The following is a 24,844-nucleotide window of genomic DNA, read 5'->3' as shown; positions in this document are numbered from 1 at the left end:
GGACCGCTCATGACCCTTGTAAAGTTGTTGCTGCCGCTGTCTGTGCCCTTGATTTTTACGGCCACCCAGGCCTGGGCGCTGGATGATGTAACCGTGGCGCTGGCGATTCCGCCTGCCGTGCATGACGGTGCGGCCTATGCTGCCGCCGAGGAGCTGGGCCTGTTCAAGGAGCAGGGGCTGAAGGTCAACGTGGTGGTGTTTCAGGGGGCGGGTGCCTTGCTGCCTCAGTTGGCAAGCAAACGCGTGACCTTTGGCTTTCCGGTCGCCGAGCCGATCATCTCCAGCTACTTCAACGGCAAAGACCCGTTGCCGGTGCGCTATTTCTACAACGGCGTACCCAGCCAGACCATGGAGTACGCGGTGCTGGCCGACTCGCCGATCAAGTCGCTGGCTGACCTCAAAGGCAAGCAGATCGGCGTGGGCGCATTGACTTGGGGCACCTTGCCCAATAGCCGTGCGGCGTTGCGCATCGCCGGGCTGGAACCGGGCAAGAACGTCGAATTTGTAGCGGTCGGTGCTTTGGGCGCAGGCTTTCAGGCGCTGAAAACCGGGCGAGTCGATGCGCTCAATTTCAACAGCAGTTGGGATGACATGCTGGAGCTGTCCGGCACGCCGATTCGCCGGATCGCCTACCCACCGGTGTTCCAGGAAAACCCCGGCAATGGCTTCGTTGCCCATGTGGACACGTTCAAGGAAAACCCTGACCTGATCCGCCGTTTTGGTCGGGCTTACACCCAAGGGCAACTGGTCTGTGAGGCCAACCCGACGTATTGCGTGCAGGCGTTCTGGCGTCAGCACCCTGAAAGCAAACCGGCAGACGCCGACGGCAAAGGCCTGGCGGATGCACGGGAACTGTTGGTTCGCCGTTTGCGTAACACCTTGCATCACCCGGATGGTAGTGAGCGGGTGCCCGGCGAATACAACCTGCAGATCATCAAAGATGCGATTTCGGCCATGGCCAAAACCGGGGAATTCCCGACAGCTGATGTGCCTGTGAACACGATCTTCTCCAACGAGTTTGTCCCGGCGTTCAGTGACTTTGATCGCGCCGGGCTGGTCAAGCGTGCTCAGGAGGCGAAATGAGCCTGCAGTACTGGATTGACGTTGATGAAGGGCTGATCGATCAACCCCGGCACATTCGTTTCAGCGGACTGTCGGCGGGCGAGGCCAGCTTGCGCGCCTGGTTACAGGGCGCTGACGGCAGTCGCTGGGAGAGTCAGGCGCGATTTCTGATCGGAGCGCAGGGCGAGCTTGATCTGGCCAAAGACGCTCCGCAAAGTGGCGATTGGTTGTCTGCGGACGCGATGGCGCTGGTCTGGTCGATGCAACAGGTCAAGCCACCCACTCGTGTGCCGTCGCAGGAAAGCCTTGCGGCGCAGTGTATCGAGCTGCAATTGACTGACGCCAAAGGGCAGCAAATCGCGGGTGCGTTTACTCAGTATTATCTGGCGGCCGGGGTGCAACGACGCGAGATCAGAGAGGATGGAATCAGCGGCACGCTGTTTCTCCCTGAAGGTGATCAGCCTCAAGCGGCAGTGGTTGTGCTGAACGGCTCGGGCGGTGGTACACCGCAACAGCGGGCCGCGCTTTATGCTGCCCATGGCTATACGGCGTTGGCACTGGGCTATTTCAAGGCGCCGGGTCGTCCCGAGCACATCAGCGACACACCGCTGGAGTATTTTCAGCAGGCGCTGGAGTGGGTGGCCAATACGCTCAAGCCCAAGGACGGCTTTATTGCCGTTGCAGGGTTGTCCCGGGGCGCTGAGTTGGCGCTGCTGCTGGGGTCGTATTTTCCGGGATTGGTCAGTGCTGTCATCGGCTACGTGCCGAGTTCAGTGGTCCACGGTACTCTGCGCGCCGGTAGACCGGAGCAACCCCGGGACGCGAATGCCTGGACCTGGCAAGGACAGCCGCTGACCAACGTCTGGCAAAACAACCCGCGGGTCGACTGGCGCCCGTTCGACGTGGCGGAGCCGGCTGGCGCGCCGATCCGTCAAGCTCCGGCGTTTGTCGCGGTGCAACAGGATGCACCGTCCGTTGCCAGGGCGCGTATTCCGGTGGAGAACATCAACGGCCCGTTGTTGCTGATCTCCGGTGACGATGATGGTTTCTGGCCTTCAGCCGCCTACAGCGCCGAAATCGAGGCAGACCTGCACGCACGGGGTCATGCCTGGCCTGTTGAGCATGTGCTCAATCAGGGCGCCGGACACGCCATTGGCTTCCCGTACGTGCCGACCACGATGATTGCCCGCCTGCATCCGGTGGCCAGGGTGTTGATCAGTGGCGGCGGCACGCCTGCGGCCAACGCATTGGCCAACCAGCACAGCTGGGGCAGGGTGCTGGCGTTTCTGGACCGGGCTGTTGCTGCCAGGAGTTCTGCGCGATGAGTGCTGCACTGAGCCTGCAGCAAGTAGGGCTGACCTATGAGACCCGGCGCGGGCATATTCAGGCGTTAAGCAACATCGACCTGAATGTTGCTGATGGCGAGTTTGTCGCGTTGCTGGGGCCATCGGGATGCGGCAAATCCACCTTGCTGAAACTTGCAGCGGGTTTGTTGCCCGTTTCCAGCGGTCGCATCGAATTGGCGGGGCGTGAGGTACAGGGGCCAAGTCGGCAAAGCGGCGTGGTGTTCCAGAAACCCAATATGCTGCCGTGGAAGTCGGTCATGGATAACGTGCTGTTGCCCGCGAAAACCCTCGGGTTGCCCATGGCTGAATCCCGAGAGCGGGCGGTGCAATTGCTGGAACTGGTGGGTCTACAGGCGTTTGCCAACGACTACCCGTTCGAGCTGTCCGGGGGCATGCAGCAACGGGTCGGTATTGCCCGGATGTTATTGCACGATCCGCAGATGCTGTTGATGGATGAGCCGTTCGCGGCGCTGGATGCCATGTCCCGTGAGGCGCTGACGCTGGAGTTGCAACGTATCTGGAGCGTACACCGCAAGTCCGTGCTGTTCATCACTCACAGCATTCAGGAGGCGGTGTTTCTCGCCGACCGGGTGCTGGTGATGTCGCCGTCACCCGGCACCATTATTGATGAGCTGACGATTCCTCTGCCGCGCCCGCGAACCCTGGATACTCTCAACGATCCGCAGTTTGCCGCGCTGTGTCATCACCTGCGGAGCCACTTCAGCCATGCGTAAATTAGTGCCGTTTTTGTATCCACTGACCAGTCTGGCAGTGCTGATTCTGGTCTGGGACCAGAGCGTACGCTGGCTGGGAATTTCCGATTATCTGCTGCCACCGCCGTTGGCGGTCTATCGCGCACTGGCCAACGGGTTCGCTGACGGGACCTTGTGGCCGCACATTGCGTCGACCGTCATCGAGACGTTGAGTGGTTATGTGCTGGGTTCGGTACTGGCCATTGTTCTCGGTGCAGTACTGGCTGAATCGCGAACCTTCGAACGCTTTGTCTACCCGCTGCTGATTGGCCTGCAGGCCACGCCGAAAGTTGCGCTGGGGCCGATCATCCTGGTCTGGTTCGGCTTTGGCATCGCTTCAAAGATCGTCCTCGTGACTCTGGTGTGCTTCTTCCCGCTGTTCGTCAATACGGTGAATGGCATCCGCCGTACCGACCCGGAGTTGCTGGACGCCTGCCGGGCGTTTTCGGCATCGCGGTTGTATCTGCTGCTGCATGTGAAGTTTCCGGCAGCGGCGGGGGAAGTCTTCGCCGGTTTGCAGATCGGTATCTCACTGGCGCTGATCGGTGCGGTCGTCGGCGAGTTTCTCTCGTCGCAAAGCGGGCTGGGTTACCTGATCGCCTCAAGCTCGGTGAGCATGAACATGGCAACGATGTTCAGCGGCCTGATCCTGCTGGCGCTGATCGGCCTGTGCGGCGCGCAAAGCGTGCGAGCCCTACAGCATCGCGTGATTTTCTGGGAGCCGGGCGCCGCCCGGCGACAACGTAAAGACTGAATCAAGGAGCGCTCATGGCTTTCGATTGGCAAAACCCTTATCCGACTACCCGGATCCCGTTGTTCGCCCGCAACGTGGTGTCGACGTCTCACCCGCTGGCCGCTCAGGCAGGGCTGAATACTCTGCTTGCTGGCGGTAACGCGGTAGACGCAGCGATTGCCGCTGCCGCAATGCTCACGGTAGTGGAGCCTGTGTCCAATGGGCTGGGCAGCGACGCGTTTGCAATCCTTTGGGACGGTGAACAATTGCATGGCCTGAACGCTTCCGGCCCGGCGCCGCAGGCCTGGGATCTGGAGCACTTTCGCGGGCGTTATGGCGAAGATGGCGCGGGTCATGCCAAGCGCCCGGCACGTGGCTGGGATTCGGTGACGGTGCCGGGTGCTGTGGCGGGCTGGGCTGCTTTGCATGAGCGTTTCGGCAAGCTGCCATTTGCTGACATTCTGGAGCCCGCTGCGCAGGTTGCCGAGCGCGGTGTGACGCTTGCGCCGACCGTAGCCCATAAATGGTCGGGAGCTGTGCCGTTGCTGAATACCCAGCCCGGTTTTGCCGAGACTTTCATGCCCGGCGGGCGCGCGCCGCGCATCGGTGAGAAGTTCGTGTTTAAGAACGCCGCGCGGACCTTGCGCCTGCTCGGCCAACAAGGTGGTCGGGCGTTTTATGAGGGCCAGATTGCTGAAGCCATTGTGGGTTTTGCCCGGCAGACTGGCGGCTCTTTAACGCTGGATGATTTGCGCAACTATCAGCCGGAGTGGGTCAAGCCGATCTCGAAATCCTACCGGGGTTATGACGTGCATGAGATCCCGCCAAACGGGCAGGGTATTGCGGCGTTAATCGCGCTGGGGATTCTGGAGCGCTTCGACGTCGGCTCGCTGCCGCTGGATTCGGCACAGTCGCAGCATTTGCAGATTGAAGCCATGAAGCTGGCGTTTGCCGATATCTATCAGTATGTGGCCGATCCCAAGAGCATGGACGTAACGCCGGAGCGGATGCTCGATGAGGCTTACCTGGAAAGTCGCGCCAAGCTGATCAATCTGGATAAGGCCAGTGATCCGGGCTTCGGCATGCCACGCAGCGGGGGCACGGTGTACCTGAGCGCGGCGGATGAAAACGGCATGATGATTTCGTTCATTCAGTCCAATTACATGGGCTTTGGTTCGGGGATTGTGGTGCCTGAGTACGGGATCAGTTTGCAGAACCGTGGCGCTGGTTTTTCCAGTGATCCGAAGTCGGCCAATGTAGTTGCACCGGGCAAGCGGCCGTTCCATACGATTATTCCGGCTTTCCTGACCAAAGACGGCCAGCCGCAGATGAGTTTCGGGGTGATGGGCGGGGACATGCAGCCGCAGGGGCATGTGCAGACGCTGGTGCGAATGCTGGATTACAACCAGCAGCCTCAGGCCGCCTGTGATGCACCACGCTGGAAGGTGAATCGGGATTTTTCGGTGGATCTGGAAGATACCCTGGCGAACGCTACGGTGGAGGGTTTGCGGGATTTGGGGCATCGCCTGAAGTCGGTGGAGGACCCGTACATGGATTTCGGTTCGGGGCAGTTTATCTGGCGATTGTCGGAGGATGCGGACCACGGTTATGTGGCGGCCAGTGATAGCCGCCGGGATGGGCACGCGGCGGGGTTTTAGCCTGGCGACGACCTCAGGCAGCCCTCATCAAACAACATGCAAACTACTGGATGAAATGCATTTTCTGCTTGAGTTGCCGAAGGCTGCGAAGCATTTCTCCTGACACACCGCGGTCGCAGCCTTCGGCAGCTCCTACAAGTCTTGTGTTTGCCGGGAGACAGCGCGGTGCCATGGACACCGGGGCTACAGAAATGCGCCTCAATGCAGGAGGTATGCTTGCTTGCAATGATTGCAAAATGTATCCCGCTCATCGCGGGTGGCCGCTGACTTGATGTTTTACCAGCGCGTGAGTACCTCTGATCAACGCGACGCCAAAGATCATCCCTTCGGCAGCCGGTTGTTTTGATTGTTCGTTGCGGGCATGGCTAAAGCTCATATCCCATGAGGGCTGTAGCTTTTTACAGTCTGGAATGACGTTAGGCTTTTTCCCATGAGACCCTTACCGAGAGCCTGGAGCCAACGGCTGGAGGCATCTTGAGCAACGCTGTTGCTGTGGATTAATGAAACCGGCTCAAGAGTGTAAGTAGACATGGCCCTATAGTCATGGTCTTACCTGCTGGTTAACTTCCACCCCGTCTTAAGCGGGCGCAGGAACGAAAGTCATGAGCATAACTGCCGTCAACACCCTGGAAATCCGGACCAGTCCCGAGGCTGACTCACAGCTTGAGCAACACCTGCAAGCCTGCGTCGCACGTATTCAACACATTCAGGGCTGTCTGGGTTATTCGTTGATTCGTAGCTCCAGTCGAGACGATGTGTGGATCATGAGCGGCTACTGGTCCAGCGCGACAGAAATGACTGCGCATTTTTCCAGTGAGCCGATGACCGAGATCGTCAGCGCGTTGATTGAGTCCTGTGCAAGCCTGACCTTCGCCAGCTTTACGCCGATGGTGGAACAGCCGATGTCGGAACAGTGAGTCGTGACAATCCCGGATGCTTTAATTGAACTGACTTGCCAGCTTCGGCACTCCAGATGCCTCAGAAAACGGAACCCCGAATGCAGCAGGAAAACTTCAACGATCTCTTCGCCTTTGCCGCTGTTGCGACCGATCGCAGTTTTACCAAGGCTGCCGCCAGACTGGGTGTCAGCCCGTCGGCCTTGAGCCATACCATCCGCAATCTCGAAGCGCGGCTGGGGTTGCGCTTGCTGACGCGCACTACCCGCAGTGTTTCACCGACCGAGGCCGGTGAGCGGTTGCTGCGCACGCTGAAGCCTCGCTTCGATGAGATCACTTCGGAGTTGGCGATGTTGAGCGATCAACGCGAAACGCCCGCTGGCACCATCCGCATTACGGCCAGTGAGCACGCGGCCATCTCGATCATTGCCCCGGCGTTGCAGAAACTGTTGCCGCAGTACCCGGACATCAATGTCGAGGTCAATATCGATTCCGGCCTGACCAATATCGTCGCCGAGCGCTTCGACATTGGTGTGCGACTGGGCGAACGGGTCGCCAAGGACATGATTGCCGTGCGGATCAGTCCTGATCTGCGCTGGGTCATCGTGGGTTCACCGGATTATTTTCTCAGGCATCCGCGACCTGAAGTCCCGCAGGACCTCGCCGGGCACAACTGCATCAACATTCGTTTTCCGACCCATGGCGAACTGTTTGTCTGGGACTTCGAAAAGGATGGCCGCGAGGTCAAGGTTAGGGTGGAAGGGCAACTGACCTTCAACAGCATTTTCATGCGGCTGGATGCGGCAGTGGCGGGTCTTGGGCTGGCTTATCTGCCGGAAGACCGGGCGGCACCGTTCATCGAAGACGGCCGATTGGTGGCTGTGCTCGACGATTGGTGTCAGCCATGCGCGGGCTATCACCTGTATTACCCGAACCGGCGTCATGCCTCGCTGGCATTTTCTCTGGTGGTTGATGCGTTGCGCTACCAGCCTTGAAAAGTATTGGTGAATTCCACTCATCGTTGCATGCGGTTATCGCCCATAGTTCTGGTCCTTTCAGTGCTTTAACGTCCAAGGATCATTTACCCGCCGGGGCCAGATCCCGGGTACATTCATCTACTTGAAAGGCCCATGCATGAAGCTGCTAGCAACCGCGTTCGCCACTCTATTTTTCGCTGCTGCATCCGACGGCAGCGAATCCAGAGCCAGGCCTGACCCAAAGCCATCGCCTGATGTCCTGGAAGTCACGCCTCAGCTTTATCAATACACCACTGAGTTACTGTTCGGCGAAGTCTGGAAGCGCAAGGAACTGTCGCCTCGTGATCGTAGCCTGATCACCCTGTCTGCGCTGGTGGCCGGCGGACAGACCGCCCAGATGACCAGCCACGTGAAACTGGGTCTCGACAACGGTCTCAAGCCAAGCGAAATCAGCGCGTTGATTACCCACCTTGCGTTCTATTCCGGTTGGCCGAACGCGATGTCCGCGGTGGGCGTGGCGAAAAAGGTCTTTGACGAGCGGGGCATTCCTGCAGACCACATCGTGCCACCGGCCACTGAGCCGCTGACTCTGGACCCCGCCAGCGAAGCCAGGCGTAAAGCAGCTGTTGCTGCTGCGACGGCAGATGTAGCCCCGGAGCTCGGGCGCTTCACCGATGACGTGCTGTTTGCAGACCTGTGGCGACAAACCAGCCTGACGGCGCGGGATCGCAGCCTGGTGACCGTTGCTGCATTGATTACTCAGGGCCAGGCGGCACAGCTGCCGTTCCATCTCAACCGCGCCATGGACAACGGTCTGACCCGCGAACAGGCGGCTGAAGTGGTGACGCATCTGGCGTTCTACACCGGTTGGCCAAAGGCAATGTCGGCAGTGCCGGTGTTGAAAGAAGTCTTTGCAAGTCGTGGTGCTCAAGGCTGAGGTTGCGGCGCTCGAATCCACTGTTTAGAGCTGAATACATTCCAGTGAGGTCATCATGAGAACACTTGCAGCTGCTGCTTTATCGCTCTCGCTAGTCGCGTTCGAGTCCCACGCGGAGGCGATTCCGGTCACCGTTACGCCTAACGGATCACAGCCTTCGGTCAAGGGCCCGGCGGACTTTTTTACCGGCGCAGTGCGGATTGATGCGCCGTTCAAGGGCAGTGAGCCTGCCAGGGTAAGTGGTGCGACGGTGACGTTCGAACCGGGTGCCCGCTCTGCCTGGCATACGCATCCGTTGGGGCAAACCCTGATCGTCACCGCGGGAACGGGGCTAGTGCAGGAATCAGGCAAGGCCATTCAGATAATAAAGGCCGGTGACACCGTGTGGATTCCGCCCGGCGTCAAGCATTGGCACGGTGCAGCCGCCAACACCGGCATGACCCATGTCGCCATTGCCGAAGCGTTGGACGGTAAGGTGGTGAACTGGATGGAGCAGGTGAGCGAGCAAGAATACCGGAATATCCGTTGATCCGAAGATCGATCCCCAGTTATCCAGGCCACCTCGGTTCTACTCCGTTGAGGGGTGGCCTTTTTTATTTCAAGCGGCGCAGGGTTGGATGTTTTAACGATGAAGCAGCTTGATTTGCAGGTCATTCAGCAAGCCCGTGACTGGCTCGCGTCCGGCAAGCCGATCTGGCTCTGCACGGTCCTCTCGACCTTCGGTTCTGCACCGCGAGGGCCGGGGGCGATGTTGGTGGCGTTATCGACGGGGGAGCATCGCGGCTCGCTTTCGGGGGGCTGCGTCGAGGATGATTTCCTCGAGCGACTGGCTGCACGGTATTTTCCGCAGGTGAATCAGATCGTTCGCTACGGCGACGGCGGACTGGCACCCAATCTGGCATTGCCCTGCGGCGGTGTACTGGATGTTCTGGTCGAGTACCTTGAACCAGGCAAAGACAGCGAGACACATCTGGCAGCGATAGATCACGCTCTCGCTGGGCGAGCGTTGGCGATAAGGAGCGTGCGCCTGCACGGCACCGAACGCGATATTCGCCCGGCGAGCATGGAAGAGGCGCGGGTTTCAGTGCTGGATGATCAAGTGTTTATCAGAGTCGGGGCCGTGTATCGGCTGATTCTTGCCGGGCTGTCTCCCGTGGCGGAGTTCTGCGCCAGTTTCGCTGTGGCCTTGGGCTACGAAGTGATTCTCTGTGATCCACGTGCTGAGGTCATTGCAGGGTTCGCTATGGCAGGCGTGCAAATCCGCGAGGTGCTGCCGTCGGTGTTCATCGCCGAAGGTGGCTGCCACGCTGCCACAGCGGTGGTTGCACTGACCCACGATCCGCGACTGGACGATCTGACGCTGATGGAGGCCGTGCGAACCGACGCCTTTTACATCGGCGCCATGGGCTCGCGGCGCACCAGTGAAAAACGCATGGAGCGGCTGGTGCGTATTGGTGGTCTGGAAGAGGCGCAGTTGCAGCGTATTCACGCGCCGATCGGCTTGAACCTGGGCAGTAAAACTCCAGCGGAGATCGCTATTGCGGTGATGGCGGATGTGATCAGGGTGGCGAATGGGGTAGGGCGCAGTGAGGTTTGATCACGCAGGGCCATGATCTGAATGATATCTGACGTAGAGGCGTCGATATTTGCCCGCAAGCGCAAAACCTGGTGGGAGCGAATTCATTTGCGAAGAGACGGGTGCATACGCTGCAGATGTACCGCCTGAACTACCGCCTTCGCGAATGAATTCGCTCCCACAGAAATGTATTTTCACCGCCAAAACACCTGACTGCACGGTTTTTCGTGGGAGCGAATTCATTCGCGAAGAGACGGGTGCATACGCTGCAGATGTAACGCCTGAACTACCGCCTTCGCGAATGAATTCGCTCCCACAGGATTGCAAACGCGATTGCCTGACTCGAAACACGTTCCCTGTAGGAGCTGCCGAAGGCTGCGAAAGCATTGGTCCTGACACATCGCCATCGCAGCCTTCGGCAGCTCCTGCAGAGAAACGTGTATCTGTTTGCCTAAATCATCTCAGGCAAAGATTTCAGGACTTTGTCCAAGGTAATCGGATACTCCCGAACCCTTGCCCCAGTCGCGTTGTAAATCGCGTTGGCAATCGCCGCGCTCACGCCGCACAAGCCCAGTTCGCCTACGCCCTTGGCTTTCATGGGCGATGACATCGGGTCGGTTTCGTCGAGGAAAATCACTTCCTGCTCGGGAATGTCGGCATGTACCGGCACCTCGTATCCCGCCAGATCGTGATTGACGAAAAACCCCAGTCGTTTGTCCACGGCAAGCTCTTCCATCAGCGCTGCGCCGACGCCCATTGTCATCGCCCCAATCACCTGGCTGCGGGCAGATGTGGGATTGAGAATGCGACCTGCTGCACAAACAGCCAGCATTCGCCTTACACGGGTTTCCCCTGTGGCCATGTTGACGGCAACTTCAACGAAGTGCGCGCCGAAGGTGGATTGCTGGTACTTCTTGGCGAGTTCCGCAAACTCGATGGAGTCCTCGGCCACCAGCTCGCCGTTACGCGCAGCCTGACCCAGCGGAACGCTACGTCCTGCGAACTGCACCTGACCCTCCGTGAAAACCGCATCGTTGGCGGTGTAACCCAGGCGTTGGGTGACGGCTTCACGCAACTTCACGCAGGCCGCGTAAACCCCGGCAGTCGAGCAGTTGGCACCGAACTGGCCGCCGGAACCCGCTGACACCGGGAAGTCCGAATCACCCAGACGCACCACCACGTCATCCAGCGTCACGCCCATCATTTCTGCCGCGGTCTGGGCAATGATCGTGTAGCTGCCAGTACCGATGTCCGTCATGTCGGTTTCGACCGTGACCTTACCGTTGCTCCCCAGACGTACCCGGGCGCCGGATTTGAGCAGGAGGTTGTTGCGATAGGCGCAGCCGACGCCCATACCAATCAGCCAGTTGCCTTCGCGCTGCATGCCGGGACGCGGGTTGCGTTTGTTCCAGCCAAAGCGCTCGGCACCGGTTTGCAGGCACTGGATCAGGTTACGTTGCGAGAAGGGCCGCTGCGGATTGTTAGGATCGACTTGAGTATCGTTCAGGACCCTGAACTCAATAGGGTCCATGTTGAGCTTCTCCGCCATCTCGTCCATGGCAATTTCCAGCGCCATCAACCCCGGCGTTTCCCCCGGTGCACGCATGGCATTGCCTTCCGGCAGGTCCAGCGTGGCGAGGCGCATGGCGGTCATGCGGTTTTCACCGGCATATAGAAACTGGGTGGGCTGTACGGCGTTCTCTACACCGCCACCCGCCAGATCACCGGACCAGCCTTCGTGGGCAATCGCAGTGATCTTCCCATCCTGACCTGCGCCGATGCGGATCCGCTGAATAGTGGCCGGGCGGTGCGTGGTGTTGTTGATGATCTGCGGGCGGGCCAGCGCGACCTTGACCGGACGGCCGCACTGCCGAGAACCCAGCGCAGCAAGGATCGCATCAGAGCGGATGAACAGTTTGCCGCCGAAGCCACCGCCGATATAAGGCGAGACCAGACGCACATTTTCCTTGGCCATGCCCAGCGTGGTAGCGATATCGCCAACGCTCCAGGCGATCATCTGGTTGGACGTCCACAGGGTCAGCTTTTCGCCTTCCCAGGTCGCCATGGAGGTATGCGGTTCCATGGCTGCGTGGGACTGATCCGGGGTTGTATAGGTCGCATCGAATTGCACCGCCGCCGAACTGAATGCACCGGCAAAGTCGCCGCGTGCGGTATCGGGTGATTCACCTTCAGGCTTCACGGCTGCATTCAGGTCGCCGCCCAGATCGTATTTGCCGTTAGTGCGCAGGTACTCGACCTGCACCAGTTGCGCAGCGGTGCGTGCCTGCTCGAAGGACTCTGCCACCACCAGCGCGATCGCCTGATGATAGTGCTGGATCTCGGGGCCGCCGAGCAGTGTGGCGGTGTTGTATTTGCCTTTGCCAAGTTTGCCCGCGCTGGCTGCGGTAACGATCCCGATGACACCCGGCGCTGCGTTGGCGGCCTCCAGATTCATTGAACCGATACGGCCCTTGGCAATGGCGGAGGTCACCACATAGCCATAAGCCTGATTCGGCACGACGTCGTGATGTTCATAGGCGTAGTGCGCCTGGCCGGTTGTTTTCAGTTTGCCGTCAATGCGCGGCGTTGCTTTGCCGACCACTTTGAGCTGGTCGATGGGGTTGGTGCTGGCCGGGGTATCAAATTTCATGAGGTAGCCCTCGCTTGCGCCATGACCGAAGCCAGCGTGCGCTCGGCAAGCGTGACCTTGAATTCATTTTCGTGGGTCGGCGTGGCGCCAGACAGTAGCTTGGCCATGACCGCCTTGGCACCGTCGGGCATCAGCGAGTCAGCGTCTTCAACGCGCCAGGGTTTAGGTGCAACACCGCCCAGCGCGACGCGGCCTTTGCCGTTGCTTTGAATCACCGCAGCAACTGAAATCAGCGCGAACGCGTAAGACGCCCGGTCACGAACTTTCTGATAGATGTGGGTGCCGCCAATCGGCGCGGGCAGGGTAACGGCGGTGATCAATTCGTTGGCTGCCAGCGATGTTTCGATGTTAGGCGTATTGCCGGGCAGCCGATGAAAGTCGGCGATGGGAATGACCCGGGTGGTGCCGTCCGGGCGTACGGTCTCAACCTGGGCATCCAGTACCCGCATGGCGATGGCCATGTCGCTCGGATGGGTGGCGATGCAGGCGCTGCTCACACCGATAATCCCCAGTTGCCGCGTGACCCCGCCAATCGCTGCGCAACCACTGCCCGGATGGCGTTTGTTGCAGGCCTGATTGGTGTCGTAGAAATACGGGCAACGGGTTCGCTGCAGCAGGTTGCCCGCCGTGGTCGCAGCGTTGCGCAATTGCCCGGAAGCGCCGGCCAGCAATGCTCGGGAGAGCAAGCCGTAATCCTTGCGCACCCGGGCGTCAGCGGCCAGATCGGTGTTGCGCACCAGTGCGCCGATCCGCAGGCCGCCTTCGGGCGTCGCTTCTATACGATCCAGTGCAAGGTCATTGACGTCGATCAGGTGCATCGGGGTTTCGATTTCCAGCTTCATCAAGTCCAGCAGGTTGGTCCCGCCAGCGATGAACTTGGCCCCTTCGGTCTGTGCAGCCTGTGCCGCCGCTTCGGCGGGCGACTGCGCCCGTACATAAGTAAAAGGCCTCATGCGTTCACCTCCGCGACTTCGCTGATGGCGGCAATGATGTTGGAGTACGCACCGCAGCGGCAGATATTGCCGCTCATGCGTTCCTGGAATTCACTGGCGATCAGTTGCGGACGGTCAGTCAGGCTCTGGCTCACGTGGCTGGGGATACCCTGACGAATCTCATCTAGGACAGCCACTGCAGAACAGATTTGCCCCGGTGTGCAATAGCCGCACTGGAAGCCATCGTGCTTGATGAAAGCGGCCTGCATCGCGTGCAATTTGTCGGGCGTGCCCAGGCCTTCGACCGTGGTCACTTTCGAGCCTTGCTGCATGACCGCGAGGGTCAGGCATGAGTTGACGCGTTTGCCGTTGACGATCACGGTGCAGGCACCGCACTGGCCATGGTCACAGCCTTTTTTGGTGCCCGTCAGATGCAAGTGCTCGCGCAGAGCGTCGAGTAACGTGGTGCGGGTATCCAGATCCAGTTGTCGAGCCACGCCATTCACTTCAAGTGAAACCGGTGCGCGGACCGGGCGAGCCATCTGGTTGGCCGCCGATGCCAGGGCGGAAATAAACGGGGGAAGTACGGCCGTGGTCGCGGTCACCGCGCCCACGATCAGGAATTTGCGTCTGGTTATTTTCATGAGGTCACGGTCGTCCATTATTTTGTTCCCCTATGCACGGGGATGGCTGCGAATTCAGCAGTGGCTTGGCAGCGGCGTCCGTATCGACACCTTGTCATCAAGTTCGCTAGTGCCGGGCGTCTTTGCGCCTTCAGGCCTGGTCCGGCTGGGGCTTGTTTCGTGGAGGTCAATTTCGTACAAGTCAAAGTTACGACTCGCCGCTTGCGTAGAAAGTTTGCGGTTTCTGCTCGCTAACAGTTATGCATTCTGCTCATGAATTCGTGGTGGCTTGGAGAAGGTGTGCGAGAGCTGTGACGTTAGTCGGCAGAGTCTTGCAGGACTACGCGCAAAGATCGCAATACACACCTGAACTGAGCTCATCAATCCCCTCTTAACCCATGTGTACGGGCGCTTGACGCCTATTCGGACGTGGGTGTCCCGATACATCTTGCAAACAAATAGCGTGGGCGATTAAGCGATAGCTGGTTTAATCCAGTCATTAGATGACGAGGGCTCATGAATGGCGCGGGACAGTTACAACGATTTGCTGGCATTCATCGCGGTGGCCCGTGAAAGGAGCTTTACTCGCGCGGCGGCCCAGCTTGGGGTTTCTCAGTCCGCCTTGAGTCATACCATTCGCTCTCTGGAGACCCGGCTCGGCGTACGGTTGCTGACTCGCACCACCCGCAGCGTGGCACCTACCGAAGCAGGTGAGCGGCTGTTCGAAAGCCTGGCGCCGCGATTTGAAGAAATAGATGCTGATCTGGCCGAAGTAACGGGCATGCGGGACAAGCCGCGCGGCACTATCCGTATTACCGCCACCGACCACAGCGCCAACACGGTTCTTTGGCCGAGGCTGGCGAAAGTCCTGCCGATGTACCCCGACCTCAAAGTCGAGATCATTACCGATTACGGTCTGACGGACATCGTCGCTCAGCGTTACGACATCGGAGTGCGGCTCGGCGATCAGGTCGCCAAGGACATGATCGCGGTACGTATTGCACCGGACATGCGCATGTCCATCGTGGGCGCGCCGTCCTATCTCGCAAACCGCGCCATGCCGCTCAAACCCGATGATCTGCATCAGCACAACTGCATCAACCTGCGCCTGCCGACCCATGGCGGTTGTTATGCCTGGGAACTGGCGAATGGCAAAGATGAGTTGCAGATCCGCGTAGACGGGCAACTGACCTTCAACGGTGTGTATCAGATACTTCAGGCCGCCATTGATGGCGGTGGTCTGGCCTATATGCCTGAAGACCTGGCACAGCCGCACGTCGATGCGGGTCGTTTGAACTGGGTGCTGGAGGACTGGTTTCCGACTTTTCCGGGCCTGCATCTGTATTACGCCAGTCGCCGTCAAAGCTCCCGGGCCTTGGCAATCGTGGTCGATGCCTTACGGCTGAACACATGAATATTGCTCATGACTGCATCTCGCTTTTCGGGCTTACTCAATAATCCCCGGTTCTTTAGGATGGGCTGAATGTGTATTTCAGCCATTCTCGAGAGGACCTTATGGACTACCGATATCTGGGCCGCAGCGCTCTGAAAGTCTCCCCCCTGTGCCTGGGCGCCATGATGTTTGGCGGCGAAACGGATGAGCCAACGTCTAAACGCATCATCGACAAGGCGTTCGAACAGGGCGTCAATTTTCTCGATACAGCCGACGCCTATCATGCCGGTGGTTCTGAAGAAGTCGTAGGCCGTGCCATTGCCCCGCAACGCGACAGTTGGGTACTGGCGACCAAGTTCGGTTACCCCACACCCCGGACCCAAGGGCCAAACGAGCAGGGCCAGTCGCGCAAATGGATCATGCAGTCCGTTGAAGCCAGCCTGAAACGTTTGGGTACCGACTATATCGACGTGCTGTATTTCCACCGGGCGCTGACTGATGCGCCGATGGAAGAGGGGGTTCGGGCCATCGGCGATCTGATTCGTCAGGGCAAGATCCGTTATTACGGCGTTTCCAATTTCCATGGCTGGCGCATTGCCGAGATGGTTCGTATCGCTGATCAGTTGGGTATCGAACGGCCGTTGGCGAGTGAGCCGCTGTACAACATCGTCGACCGTAGTGCGGAGGTGGAGCAATTGCCGGCGGCCGAGCAGTACGGATTGGGTGTTGTGTCTTACAGCCCGTTGGCGCGGGGGGTGTTGAGCGGCAAGTACGGGGTTGATGCAGACATTCCGGCAGACTCCCGAGCGGCCCGCGGTGACAAGCGTTTGCAGCAGACCGAGTGGCGTCCCGAGTCGCTGAAAATCGCTCAGACGATCGCCGGACATGCGGCTGAGCGGGGCACTACATCTATTGCATTCGCGCTGGCCTGGGTCTTGAAGAACAAGCTGATCAGCGCCGCGATCGCCGGGCCCCGGACTGAGGCGCATTGGGATACATATATGGATGCGTTGAGCCTGGAGCTGGGTCCGGACGATGAGAAGCTGGTGGACAGCCTTGTGGTGCCGGGGCATACGTCGACCCATGGCTATACCGATCCGGGTTATCCGGTGCAGGGGCGTAAGGTGGGGTAGTTTTGGTTGTGTACATATCCGTTATTTGGTGACGGCTGGTATTGGTTGCGCTTTTACAGCGCGTCACTTTTGAACAGCCGGAAGCCGGCCCAGCCAAAAGTAACCAAAAGGCTCTTGCCCCACCACTGGGTGCCTCGCTGTCGCTCGGCATGCCCGTAATCCGACATTGCTGCGTGGGGCCGCCGCCACCGGCCATCCATGGCCTGAGGCGGCTAAACCGGCATCCCTGCCGGTTCACCCCACACAGCAATATCGAATTCCGGCCGACGTGGTTTAACGGGGCGCTTAAGATCAAAATCAAAAGCAGAGCAGATCAAAAGCAGAGCGGGGGCGAGAACCCCCCGGTGGGGTTGCCTCGGATCGGTAGGAGCGAACTTGTTCGCGAGACGTCCCGACAGCCAACGCATTCTTCATCTGACACACCGCTTCGCAGCCTTCGGCAGCTCCTACAAAATATCGGTAAGTTCACACATCAGGTCGGCTGTCAGGCCGCCGCGCTTTTGATTTTGATCTTAGGCGCCCCGTTAAACCACGCTGGCCGAACGCAGATTCTGAAGCGTGGGGTGCTCTTGAGTTGAAGAGGGGCAGGACGCCGGGTTAGCCGCATTGGGCCATGGATGGCCCGTTGCGGCGGCCCACGGTTCAGGATCTGCGGGCGGGTACACCGAGCGACAGCGAGGTGCCGAGTGGTGGGGCAAGAGCCTTTTGGTTACTTTTGTGTGGGCCGGCTTCCGGATGTTCAAAAGTGACGCGCTGTAAAAGCGCAACCAATACCAGCCATTACCGAATAACGGATATGTACACAAGAAAATTGTGTACATCCAGCGAAGGCCAAACACATATCACCACCCATACAACCGCCCCCAAACCTGCACCCGACCTTCGGCATCAACCGCCTGATATTCCGGAAACTGCGCGCCTGTCGCGCACGCATGGTTAGGAAGAATGCGCAGGCGGCTGCCAATCGGATAGCGATCGGTGATGTCAGCTTCGCAGGTACTGACAATCCCGTGCTCCTGATTGGCCCCTTCAAACACCGCACCTTCAATCCAGTCACCGCTTTCGGTGCAGACCTGTCCATAACCGAAGTCGCGTTTCTGCTTTTGGGTACCACGATCCCGACTCATAGCCATCCAGCCCGCGTCGGTGATGATCCAGCCTTTTTCCTCCTGATGACCAATAACCGTGGTCAGCACGCTCAGGGCCAGTTCATCTGGCTGGCAGATGCCAACGTTAAGCATCACCAGATCAAAAAATACATAAACCCCCGCACGAACTTCCGTCACGCCTTCAAGGCTGGTGGCTGACAGCGCGGTCGGCGTCGAGCCGATGCTGACTTCGGGGCAGGGCAGCCCTTGCGCACGGAGCTTTTGCGCAGCCATTACGCAGGCCCGACGTTCCTGTTCGGCCATGGCCTGCAATGCTTCGGGATTGTCCAGCTCGTAACTTGAACCGGCGTGGGTCATGACACCGAGCAGTTGCATGCCTCCTTCATGAAGCGTGCGCGCAACATGCAGCAGCGTCGGATCCTCGATTTTCAGTCCAGAGCGATGGCCGTCGCTGTCGATTTCGATCCAGACCTCGAAGCGGTGCCCATGTTCTCTGCCAAAGCTGACGATGGCCTGGGCGCCGACCAGACTGTCAGTCACGATGCTCAAGCGACAACCTTTCAGCCGTAACTCAAGTGCCTGCTGCAATTTTCCCGGTGCCATGGCCACGCCGTAAAGAATGTCATCGATGCCATGGGAGAAACAGTGCGCGGCTTCTTTCAACGTGGACACTGTGATGCCTTGTGCTCCGGCCCCGCGCTGGGCGTCGATGACGGCCAGGCATTTGCTGGTTTTCACATGCGGGCGCAGGCGGACGCCCAGCGTGTCCATCCGTTGCTGCATGCGCTGGATGTTGCGCTGCATGCGGGGGATGTCGATGACCGCGGCGGGTGTGTCCAGGGTCTGAAGTGTCGGCATGGTCATGGCTCATGTTAGCTGTGTGTGTCGCCAATCTACGTCTTAAACGTAAGTCTGTGCTTCAATACGATGGCATTTATCATTAAGTGAAATTGAATGATTGCCATCGAAGATTTGCGTCTGGCAGTGACGCTTGCCCGTTCTGAATCCCTCAGCGCGGCAGCCAGAAGCATGAATGTCTCGCCTCCGGCGCTCTCCATGCGTCTGCGCAAGCTGGAAGGATTGCTGGGAATCAGCCTCGCGAACCGGACTGCCCGACGTTTGAGCCTGACCGCCGAGGGTGAGCGTTTTGCCCGACAAAGCGCCTTGCTGCTGGAGCAACTGGAAGCACTGCCGGAGGATTTCAAGCAGGCCGATGATCAACTGAGCGGCACGCTGAGACTGGCAGCGCCGTTCGGTTATGGCCGGTCGCGGATCGCGCCGTTACTGGCACGTTTCGCCCGACTGCACCCCGACGTGCGAGTGCATCTGGATTTGCGCGAAACACCCTGGCCGGACCGCCACGACTGCGACGCAGTGATTCATATCGGCAGTGTCAGCGACAGTTCCTGGGTGGTACGTACTCTTGCCCACAACGAGCGTTGGTTGTGCGCGAGCCCGAGGTATCTTGAGCGATACGGAATGCCTGAGTCCGCCGAAGATCTGTTGCAGCATCGGTGTATCTGCATTCGCGAAAATGAAGAAGACGTCACCCTCTGGCAACTGCGCAAGCAATCAACGCGGCGCACCCTGCGGATCGAACCGGCAATGCTCAGCAATGACGGCAGCGTGGCCCGGCGTTGGGCCGAGCAAGACCTGGGCCTGGTGTTACGTTCTCAATGGGACATCAAGGAGGCGTTGGCGAGTGGGGCTCTGGTGCGGGTCTTGCCGGGATGGGAGTTCGATAGCGCGCCTGTCAGCTTGCTGGTGCGCTCCCGGAAAAATCGTACGGCGCGGTTGCAGGCATTGGTGGCGTTTTTTGAAGAAGCGCTGAGAGATTAATCTGAAATGTGATTCTCGTGGGAGCCGAGCTTGCTCGCGATAAGGCCGGAAGCGGTTCACTTCAGATCGGTTCCAGCCTTACCGCGGGCAAGCCCGACTCCCACATGAAACTGCATTTCAATCAAAAGGTTTGGTAACTTCAAACCGAAGCTTTCTCCACAATCACCACCCGTTCAAACCGGCCGGCCAGCAGGCCATAAGACAGAAGGCCCAGCACGCCATGGGCCGCGACGAACCACAGGGCAATGTTAAAGGAACCGGTAACCGCGACGATGTAGCCGATCACCAGTGGTGTGATGATCCCGGCAATATTGCCGATGCCGTTGAACACGCCACCGCTGAGGCCGACCATGTTTTTCGGTGCGGTATCAGACAACACTGCCCAGCCCACCGCCGCCAACCCTTTGCCGAAGAAGGCGATGGCCATGACCGTGATGACCATCCAGTTGGCATCCAGGAAGTTGGCCGAGACCAGGATCGTCGACATCGACATGCCGATCATGAACGGTGTCTTGCGGGCGATTGACGGGTGTACGCCACGACGAATCATCCAGTCAGAGAGCATGCCGCCCAATACGCCGCCCGAGAAACCGCAGATGGCGGGCAGCGCCGCAACCCAACCGGCTTCCATGATGGTCATGCCGCGTCCCTTGATCAGATAGATCGGGAACCAGGTGATGAAAAAGTAGGTGAGGGCGGTGATGCAGTATTGACCGAGGTAGATCGACCACAAGGTGCGGCTGGTGAACAGTTGCTTGATTTCGCTGAGCTTTGCTTTGGGTTTTTTCGTGGTGCGGGTCAGCTCCAGGTCTACCAGTGCGCCGCCGTCACGCATGTATTCCAGCTCCCGAGGGCTGAGGTTTTTATCGCTGTGGGGCTCGCGGTAGAAGGCAAACCAGACCATGCTGAGCACCAGGCCCAGGCCGCCCATCCACAGAAATACATGTTCCCAGCCCCACGAATGGGTCAACCAGGCCATCAACGGCGTGAACAGCACCACTGCCATGTATTGCGCGGAGTTGAACAACGCTGACGCTGTGCCGCGTTCGCTGGTAGGGAACCAGCAGGAAACGATTCGGTTATTGGCAGGGAAGGCCGGCGATTCAACAAGCCCCAGCATGAAGCGCATGGCGAACAGGCTGATGGCGGCCGAAGCGCCCATCAAGCCCATCCAGCCGACAGTGCCCTGCAGCATGGTGAAGATAGACCAGAGCACCAGACTGCAGCCATAAACACGCCGCGCACCGAACCGGTCCAGCAACCAGCCGCCCGGGATCTGGCCCAGCGCGTATGCCCAGGCAAATGCGGAGAAAATCACGCCGAGCATCATGGGATCCAGACCCAGGTCCTTGACCACCCCGGTGCCCGCAATCGACATGGTGGCCCGGTCGGCATAGTTGATGACGGTAACGATAAAGATCAGGGCAAGAATGAGAAAGCGATGGCGACCGACCCGGGCTTGCGCCTCGACCTGGTCCAGAGGAATGGATTTCGAAAGCATGGGGCGTCTCCTGTAGGGACGTTTTATTTTTGTTAGAAGATGTAACTCTGTCTTTCCCCGATAGTAGGAGCCTTGGTGGATATACGTCTAACATAGATGCTGGATAGGTTGATGCGGATTTTGAATCGTGGAATTGCACCAGTTACGATGTTTTGTGGCCGCCGCCGAAGAGTTGCACTTCGGCAGAGCCGCTACACGCCTGCATATGACCCAGCCGCCATTAAGCCGACAGATCCAGCTGCTTGAGCGTTCGTTGGGCATTGTCCTGCTGGAGCGCAATAACCGTGGCGTTCGCCTGACGGCGGCTGGCCGGGGCTTTCTGCGCGATGCGCGACACATCCTGACGTTCTCCGAACAGGCAGGAAATTCCGCGCGGCGTCTGGCCTCCGGCGAAGTGGGCAGGCTGACCCTCGGGTTTACCGGCGTCAGCGCTTACAGCATGGTGCCGCAGTTGCTGGCCAAGGCTGCCTTTGAAATGCCGGAAGTGAAGTTCGTCCTCAAGGAGATGGTTTCCGATGCCCAGCTGGATGCGCTGTCAGCGAACCTGATCGACATTGGCCTGGTGCGTCAGGTCAGGGATCGAGAAGTGTTCGATGCGCAGTTGGTGTATCGCGAACCGCTCTTAGTGGTGTTGCCCTCAGAGCATCCGTTGACCACACAGCCGTCGATTGCCCTCGCGGACCTTAATCATCAGCCTTTTGTGATGTACGCCGCGGATGAAGGCCGTTACTTCTATGACTGCATTGTCGGGCTGTTCGCCATGAGCGGTGTCACGCCGCGGTATGCCTATCATCTGGGCCAGACCCACGCCATTGTCAGCATGGTTCAGGCCGGTCTGGGGCTTTCGATTGTGCCGGCTTCGGCCCGGCAACTGCACAGTGGCGCTGTGGTATTCCGTCCGCTCCGCGACGCGACCCTGAATGCTGACCTGCACATGATTTCCCGTCGCGATAACGAAAATCCGGTGTTGCCCGCGTTCAGGGATTTGCTCAGTCGGGAGTTTGAACATAATCGGGGGTAAAAATGCGCCAATCCTGCCAGGGGTGATGGCAAAGTCGGGACAAGCCTCGGTATGCTGCGACCATGAGTACCACGCTATCGCTTCGTCAGCCTTGTCCCCCCGGTGCCTGCAATTGCGGGCGCGAACTGTTGCAGGCGGACGAGCTGCGGATTCTGGCGTTGACCCGCCAGGAGGAGAAACGCCTGCTTGAGCGTCTGGAAAACCTGAAGAGTCTGGCTGACCTTGAGCACATGCAGCGCAAGTTGTACGAGCAGTTGGGGATTCGCCTGGAGGTGGTGCCGGGTTTTAACGAAGTACGCAGCATGCGCGGGATCGCGATTACTATCGACGAGCTGCCGGGTTTGTGCCGCAAAACCAGGCAGTCGATTCCTGCTGCAATCAGGCGAGGGCTGGAAAAGAACCCCGAAATCGCCTACCGGTTGCTGGACGCTCACGATCTGTTTCGCGATGTTTGAGTTCCTCAGGCCTGACGCTGATTTTCCGTTGGAGCTGCCCGGGTATCACTGACAACACGCTGTCGCTCAACAAACCTAGGACCTGTGGGACTGGATTCATCCGGGAAGACGGCATTCCAGGCGACGATGATGTGGCGGATCTACTGGCCTCTTCCCGGATGAATCCGGCCCCACAGGTTGTGGTGTGAATCAGATAGTTATGCATTGTTTGGTAGGAGCTGCCCAAGGCTGCGATGGCGGTGTGTCAGGATTATCGCCTCGCAGCCTTCGGCAGCTCCTACAAGTTTGCGTCATAACTGCCAGTCAGCGAACCGAAGAGGGATTCGACTGCAGCAGCACCTTGGCGTGAACGGCCATCAGATCGTCTTCAAGTGTCGACTTGCCCGTCGTTACCCGCGAGCTTCGGTCTTCACGCAGGGCGGCGTCGATCATGCCCAGCAAGTTACGCGACCTGGAAATCTCTTTCGGGGTGCTGATGGTGTCGATCAATTTGCCCATTTCGTATCGATTGACGATCGTTGACTGCTGGACGCTCTGGGTAGAGTTGGCTACTACCAGCGCGCCCTTGTTATAGCCGATGCGGGTCGTGCTCTCGGCCTGATCAGTAATCTGGTAGAAGTCGTAGTTTTGCGATTCCGCGGTATTGCCCAAGGCCAGTTTCGAGCCTGGGTAAATGCTCTTGTGGTACGACGCCTCGAGACTGGATGTCTGTTTCTGCTCGATGGATCGATTGGCGTCGCCTGCACCTTGCAGGTCGGTAGTCTGCGAGGCTTTATAAGAGAACTTGTCGGCTTCGGCGGGGCGCATCGGGTTGCTGTGTTGGGCGTTTTGCGTCAGCGACACACTGAAATCAGCAAGACCGGTCAACATCGAGCGATCCACACTGTTGAGGCTGGAGCTACCGCTCAGGCTCTTGGTGGTGCTCTGCAAGGAGGAAAACGCATCCTTGAACAGCGCCATGAGGTCTTTGTCGCCCTGGCCCCGGTTTTGCGCTGCGTCAAATTGCTTCAGGTAGCTTTCTACAGCCTGGGCTTGCTGTTGCGCGTTGCCCAATATCGCAGCATTGTTTTTGACGCTCAACTGAACATTGCCGGTCGGGCCGTTCATTTCCACGGACCTGTTTTTTTCATCCGACTGGAAGTTCAGCGTCTGATACTGGTTATCGCCCACTTTCAGGCGCGCGCTCAGGTCAATCGACGAGAACAAGGCCGGGTCCAGCTGGGTCAGGTTGCCGAGATTCAGACGCGGTGTTCCGGCAGTCAGGCCATCAATGGCTCCCTGAAAGGAGTCTGCCAAAGAGGCCAATGCCTCATTTTCTTCATCGCTCAGCTTGCCACCGGTCACATCCGCTTGCACGGCGAGACCGTCATCCTTGCTGGTCAGGTTCAGCGTGATGGTCGCGCCGCTCGCGGTTTTCAGCGTGAGGGTGATGGTGTTTTGGGTATTGCTGTGCAGCTGAGCCTGGGCTGATTTCAGCGCGGCAGCGTCTTTTATACCGTCAGTGCCTGATCTGATGACGGACTGGGAGATTGAGTTCGAATTGCCGCTGGCAAGCTGTTCCAGCAGTGCAGCACCCAGGCCCTGAAAACGTCCGGCCGTGGATTTAGCGGACATGTTGCCAGTGAGGACTGTCGTCACTGCATCGCTGGTTTTTTTCTCAAAGAACAACACCGAATCGGCGTTGTTCAAGCTCCCGCGACTGGAGTAAGTGGCGGCATCTGCGACTTTTGAATCCTGACCGAGCATCACAACGGAGGCCGGTGAGCTGGCGAGAGTGAGAGGTGTCTCGGTGGCGCTCACCGGTACGGCAGTGGCGGCTGGTGTGGTAATGAGCGGCGTGCTGGCAGTGACTAAAGAGATTGAGGTCATAGCGCTTCCGTGCTGGCTTATCTGGATTGTATCTACTTTGTAGCGGCCAATAGCAGGGAAACTTTAGGTTGGAGTGGGGCGCGAGTAAGCGCGGGAGGGACCGTATGCTGCGATTTAAACGCCAACCTGTTGTATCCATGACACACCGCTGTAGCGAAGCAAACGGGTGACCCGGTAGGAGCCAACTTGTTGGCGAGACGTCGGACCTGCATCGTCAGAAATTGCGCCTCGCCAACAAGTTGCCTCCTACCCGGTCTGCGTTTCAATCCATTATCGACGTGATGCTGGATGAGCGCGCGCCTTGCGTCCATGACACACCGCTGTCGCGAAGCAAACGGTGACCCGGTAGGAGCCAACTTGTTGGCGAGACGTCGGACCTGCA

General features: G+C 58.9%; 21 protein-coding genes. 15 read left to right on the top strand and 6 right to left on the bottom strand.

Annotation, left to right across the window (positions count from 1 at the left end):
• Positions 1-9: 9 nt before the first annotated feature.
• The 10 genes from RX972_RS10635 (at position 10) to RX972_RS10590 (ending at position 9,958) form a co-directional block, all read left to right on the top strand.
• The gene (locus tag RX972_RS10635) at positions 10-1,083 is read left to right on the top strand and encodes an ABC transporter substrate-binding protein (protein ID WP_316874891.1); all 1,074 of its coding nucleotides are present in this window, start codon (positions 10-12) and stop codon (positions 1,081-1,083) included.
• On the top strand, positions 1,080-2,387 hold the full coding sequence (locus tag RX972_RS10630; protein WP_316874889.1) for an acyl-CoA thioesterase/bile acid-CoA:amino acid N-acyltransferase family protein: 1,308 nt from the start codon (positions 1,080-1,082) through the stop codon (positions 2,385-2,387). Before RX972_RS10635 ends, RX972_RS10630 begins: the two co-directional genes overlap by 4 nt.
• Positions 2,384-3,142 carry an ABC transporter ATP-binding protein gene (locus tag RX972_RS10625; RefSeq protein WP_122397758.1) on the top strand — a complete coding sequence of 253 codons (759 nt, stop codon included), beginning with the start codon at positions 2,384-2,386 and terminating at the stop codon, positions 3,140-3,142. The genes RX972_RS10630 and RX972_RS10625 overlap by 4 nt, the downstream gene beginning before the upstream one ends.
• A complete protein-coding gene (locus RX972_RS10620) occupies positions 3,135-3,914 on the top strand; it encodes an ABC transporter permease (protein ID WP_316874886.1) in 780 nt (259 codons plus the stop codon). Before RX972_RS10625 ends, RX972_RS10620 begins: the two co-directional genes overlap by 8 nt.
• Positions 3,915-3,928: 14 nt before the next feature.
• Positions 3,929-5,551: a gamma-glutamyltransferase gene (ggt, locus tag RX972_RS10615; RefSeq protein ID WP_316874884.1), complete on the top strand. Its 1,623-nt coding sequence runs from the start codon at positions 3,929-3,931 to the stop codon at positions 5,549-5,551.
• Between the two features lie 602 nt (positions 5,552-6,153).
• Positions 6,154-6,468 (top strand): antibiotic biosynthesis monooxygenase family protein, encoded by a 315-nt coding sequence (locus RX972_RS10610; protein ID WP_316874883.1) that lies wholly within the window; start codon positions 6,154-6,156, stop codon positions 6,466-6,468.
• Between the two features lie 80 nt (positions 6,469-6,548).
• Positions 6,549-7,442 (top strand): LysR family transcriptional regulator, encoded by an 894-nt coding sequence (locus RX972_RS10605; RefSeq protein WP_231665848.1) that lies wholly within the window; start codon positions 6,549-6,551, stop codon positions 7,440-7,442.
• Between the two features lie 139 nt (positions 7,443-7,581).
• Positions 7,582-8,361 (top strand): carboxymuconolactone decarboxylase family protein, encoded by a 780-nt coding sequence (locus RX972_RS10600; RefSeq protein ID WP_316874880.1) that lies wholly within the window; start codon positions 7,582-7,584, stop codon positions 8,359-8,361.
• A gap of 55 nt (positions 8,362-8,416) precedes the next feature.
• Positions 8,417-8,890 carry a cupin domain-containing protein gene (locus RX972_RS10595; protein ID WP_122704080.1) on the top strand — a complete coding sequence of 158 codons (474 nt, stop codon included), beginning with the start codon at positions 8,417-8,419 and terminating at the stop codon, positions 8,888-8,890.
• A gap of 99 nt (positions 8,891-8,989) precedes the next feature.
• Positions 8,990-9,958: an XdhC family protein gene (locus RX972_RS10590; protein ID WP_316874877.1), complete on the top strand. Its 969-nt coding sequence runs from the start codon at positions 8,990-8,992 to the stop codon at positions 9,956-9,958.
• 430 nt (positions 9,959-10,388) lie between these two features.
• On the opposite strand, the gene paoC is transcribed toward RX972_RS10590, so the two are convergent.
• From paoC to paoA, 3 genes are read right to left on the bottom strand one after another with little or no spacing between them, the layout of a single operon-like run.
• Positions 10,389-12,587, bottom strand: coding sequence for an aldehyde oxidoreductase molybdenum-binding subunit PaoC (paoC, locus tag RX972_RS10585; protein ID WP_316874876.1), 2,199 nt, complete (start codon positions 12,585-12,587; stop codon positions 10,389-10,391).
• Positions 12,584-13,540 (bottom strand): FAD binding domain-containing protein, encoded by a 957-nt coding sequence (locus tag RX972_RS10580; RefSeq protein ID WP_255880448.1) that lies wholly within the window; start codon positions 13,538-13,540, stop codon positions 12,584-12,586. Before RX972_RS10580 ends, paoC begins: the two co-directional genes overlap by 4 nt.
• Positions 13,537-14,163, bottom strand: a complete 627-nt coding sequence (gene paoA, locus RX972_RS10575; protein WP_231665874.1) for an aldehyde dehydrogenase iron-sulfur subunit PaoA — start codon at positions 14,161-14,163, stop codon at positions 13,537-13,539. The genes RX972_RS10580 and paoA overlap by 4 nt, the downstream gene beginning before the upstream one ends.
• A 499-nt stretch (positions 14,164-14,662) precedes the next feature.
• Between paoA and RX972_RS10570 the strand changes: the two genes are divergently transcribed.
• Together RX972_RS10570 and RX972_RS10565 are read left to right on the top strand one after the other, a co-directional pair.
• Entirely contained in the window at positions 14,663-15,556 is an 894-nt protein-coding gene (locus RX972_RS10570; protein WP_231678140.1) for a LysR family transcriptional regulator, read from the top strand.
• A 101-nt stretch (positions 15,557-15,657) separates the two neighbouring features.
• Positions 15,658-16,668: an aldo/keto reductase gene (locus RX972_RS10565; protein ID WP_316874872.1), complete on the top strand. Its 1,011-nt coding sequence runs from the start codon at positions 15,658-15,660 to the stop codon at positions 16,666-16,668.
• An 842-nt stretch (positions 16,669-17,510) separates the two neighbouring features.
• On the opposite strand, the gene RX972_RS10560 is transcribed toward RX972_RS10565, so the two are convergent.
• Entirely contained in the window at positions 17,511-18,635 is a 1,125-nt protein-coding gene (locus tag RX972_RS10560) for a DSD1 family PLP-dependent enzyme (protein WP_410478217.1), read from the bottom strand.
• A gap of 96 nt (positions 18,636-18,731) precedes the next feature.
• Here RX972_RS10560 and RX972_RS10555 point away from each other — a divergent pair, with 96 nt between their 5' ends.
• A complete protein-coding gene (locus RX972_RS10555; RefSeq protein ID WP_316874869.1) occupies positions 18,732-19,616 on the top strand; it encodes a LysR family transcriptional regulator in 885 nt (294 codons plus the stop codon).
• A gap of 139 nt (positions 19,617-19,755) precedes the next feature.
• Here RX972_RS10555 and RX972_RS10550 read toward each other — a convergent pair whose 3' ends face one another.
• Positions 19,756-21,117 (bottom strand): MFS transporter, encoded by a 1,362-nt coding sequence (locus RX972_RS10550; RefSeq protein ID WP_316874867.1) that lies wholly within the window; start codon positions 21,115-21,117, stop codon positions 19,756-19,758.
• Positions 21,118-21,244: 127 nt separating this feature from the next.
• On the opposite strand from RX972_RS10550, the gene RX972_RS10545 reads away from it, so the two are divergent.
• Complete coding sequence (locus RX972_RS10545; protein ID WP_316874865.1) at positions 21,245-22,138, top strand: LysR family transcriptional regulator; 894 nt, start codon at positions 21,245-21,247, stop codon at positions 22,136-22,138.
• A gap of 62 nt (positions 22,139-22,200) precedes the next feature.
• Complete coding sequence (locus RX972_RS10540; protein WP_316874863.1) at positions 22,201-22,593, top strand: hypothetical protein; 393 nt, start codon at positions 22,201-22,203, stop codon at positions 22,591-22,593.
• Between the two features lie 303 nt (positions 22,594-22,896).
• Here the strand turns inward: RX972_RS10540 and RX972_RS10535 are convergent, their stop codons facing one another.
• A complete protein-coding gene (locus RX972_RS10535) occupies positions 22,897-24,462 on the bottom strand; it encodes a lactate dehydrogenase (RefSeq protein WP_316874861.1) in 1,566 nt (521 codons plus the stop codon).
• Positions 24,463-24,844 lie beyond the last annotated feature (382 nt).

It is taken from the genome of Pseudomonas syringae group sp. J309-1, assembly GCF_032582135.1.
Lineage (GTDB): Bacteria > Pseudomonadota > Gammaproteobacteria > Pseudomonadales > Pseudomonadaceae > Aquipseudomonas > Aquipseudomonas quasicaspiana.
Note: the sequence above shows the minus strand (reverse complement) of the source record. Positions and strands in the feature narration are given on the sequence as shown.

Bases quoted from the DNA above. Each gene is read 5' to 3' on its own strand.
- RX972_RS10635 (WP_316874891.1), top strand. From the start codon at position 10: ATGACCCTTGTAAAGTTGTTGCTGCCGCTGTCTGTGCCCTTGATTTTT.
- RX972_RS10630 (WP_316874889.1), top strand. From the start codon at position 1,080: ATGAGCCTGCAGTACTGGATTGACGTTGATGAAGGGCTGATCGATCAA.
- RX972_RS10625 (WP_122397758.1), top strand. From the start codon at position 2,384: ATGAGTGCTGCACTGAGCCTGCAGCAAGTAGGGCTGACCTATGAGACC.
- RX972_RS10620 (WP_316874886.1), top strand. From the start codon at position 3,135: ATGCGTAAATTAGTGCCGTTTTTGTATCCACTGACCAGTCTGGCAGTG.
- ggt (WP_316874884.1), top strand. From the start codon at position 3,929: ATGGCTTTCGATTGGCAAAACCCTTATCCGACTACCCGGATCCCGTTG.
- RX972_RS10610 (WP_316874883.1), top strand. From the start codon at position 6,154: ATGAGCATAACTGCCGTCAACACCCTGGAAATCCGGACCAGTCCCGAG.
- RX972_RS10605 (WP_231665848.1), top strand. From the start codon at position 6,549: ATGCAGCAGGAAAACTTCAACGATCTCTTCGCCTTTGCCGCTGTTGCG.
- RX972_RS10600 (WP_316874880.1), top strand. From the start codon at position 7,582: ATGAAGCTGCTAGCAACCGCGTTCGCCACTCTATTTTTCGCTGCTGCA.
- RX972_RS10595 (WP_122704080.1), top strand. From the start codon at position 8,417: ATGAGAACACTTGCAGCTGCTGCTTTATCGCTCTCGCTAGTCGCGTTC.
- RX972_RS10590 (WP_316874877.1), top strand. From the start codon at position 8,990: ATGAAGCAGCTTGATTTGCAGGTCATTCAGCAAGCCCGTGACTGGCTC.
- paoC (WP_316874876.1), bottom strand. From the start codon at position 12,587: ATGAAATTTGATACCCCGGCCAGCACCAACCCCATCGACCAGCTCAAA.
- RX972_RS10580 (WP_255880448.1), bottom strand. From the start codon at position 13,540: ATGAGGCCTTTTACTTATGTACGGGCGCAGTCGCCCGCCGAAGCGGCG.
- paoA (WP_231665874.1), bottom strand. From the start codon at position 14,163: ATGAAAATAACCAGACGCAAATTCCTGATCGTGGGCGCGGTGACCGCG.
- RX972_RS10570 (WP_231678140.1), top strand. From the start codon at position 14,663: ATGGCGCGGGACAGTTACAACGATTTGCTGGCATTCATCGCGGTGGCC.
- RX972_RS10565 (WP_316874872.1), top strand. From the start codon at position 15,658: ATGGACTACCGATATCTGGGCCGCAGCGCTCTGAAAGTCTCCCCCCTG.
- RX972_RS10560 (WP_410478217.1), bottom strand. From the start codon at position 18,635: ATGCCGACACTTCAGACCCTGGACACACCCGCCGCGGTCATCGACATC.
- RX972_RS10555 (WP_316874869.1), top strand. From the start codon at position 18,732: ATGATTGCCATCGAAGATTTGCGTCTGGCAGTGACGCTTGCCCGTTCT.
- RX972_RS10550 (WP_316874867.1), bottom strand. From the start codon at position 21,117: ATGCTTTCGAAATCCATTCCTCTGGACCAGGTCGAGGCGCAAGCCCGG.
- RX972_RS10540 (WP_316874863.1), top strand. From the start codon at position 22,201: ATGAGTACCACGCTATCGCTTCGTCAGCCTTGTCCCCCCGGTGCCTGC.
- RX972_RS10535 (WP_316874861.1), bottom strand. From the start codon at position 24,462: ATGACCTCAATCTCTTTAGTCACTGCCAGCACGCCGCTCATTACCACA.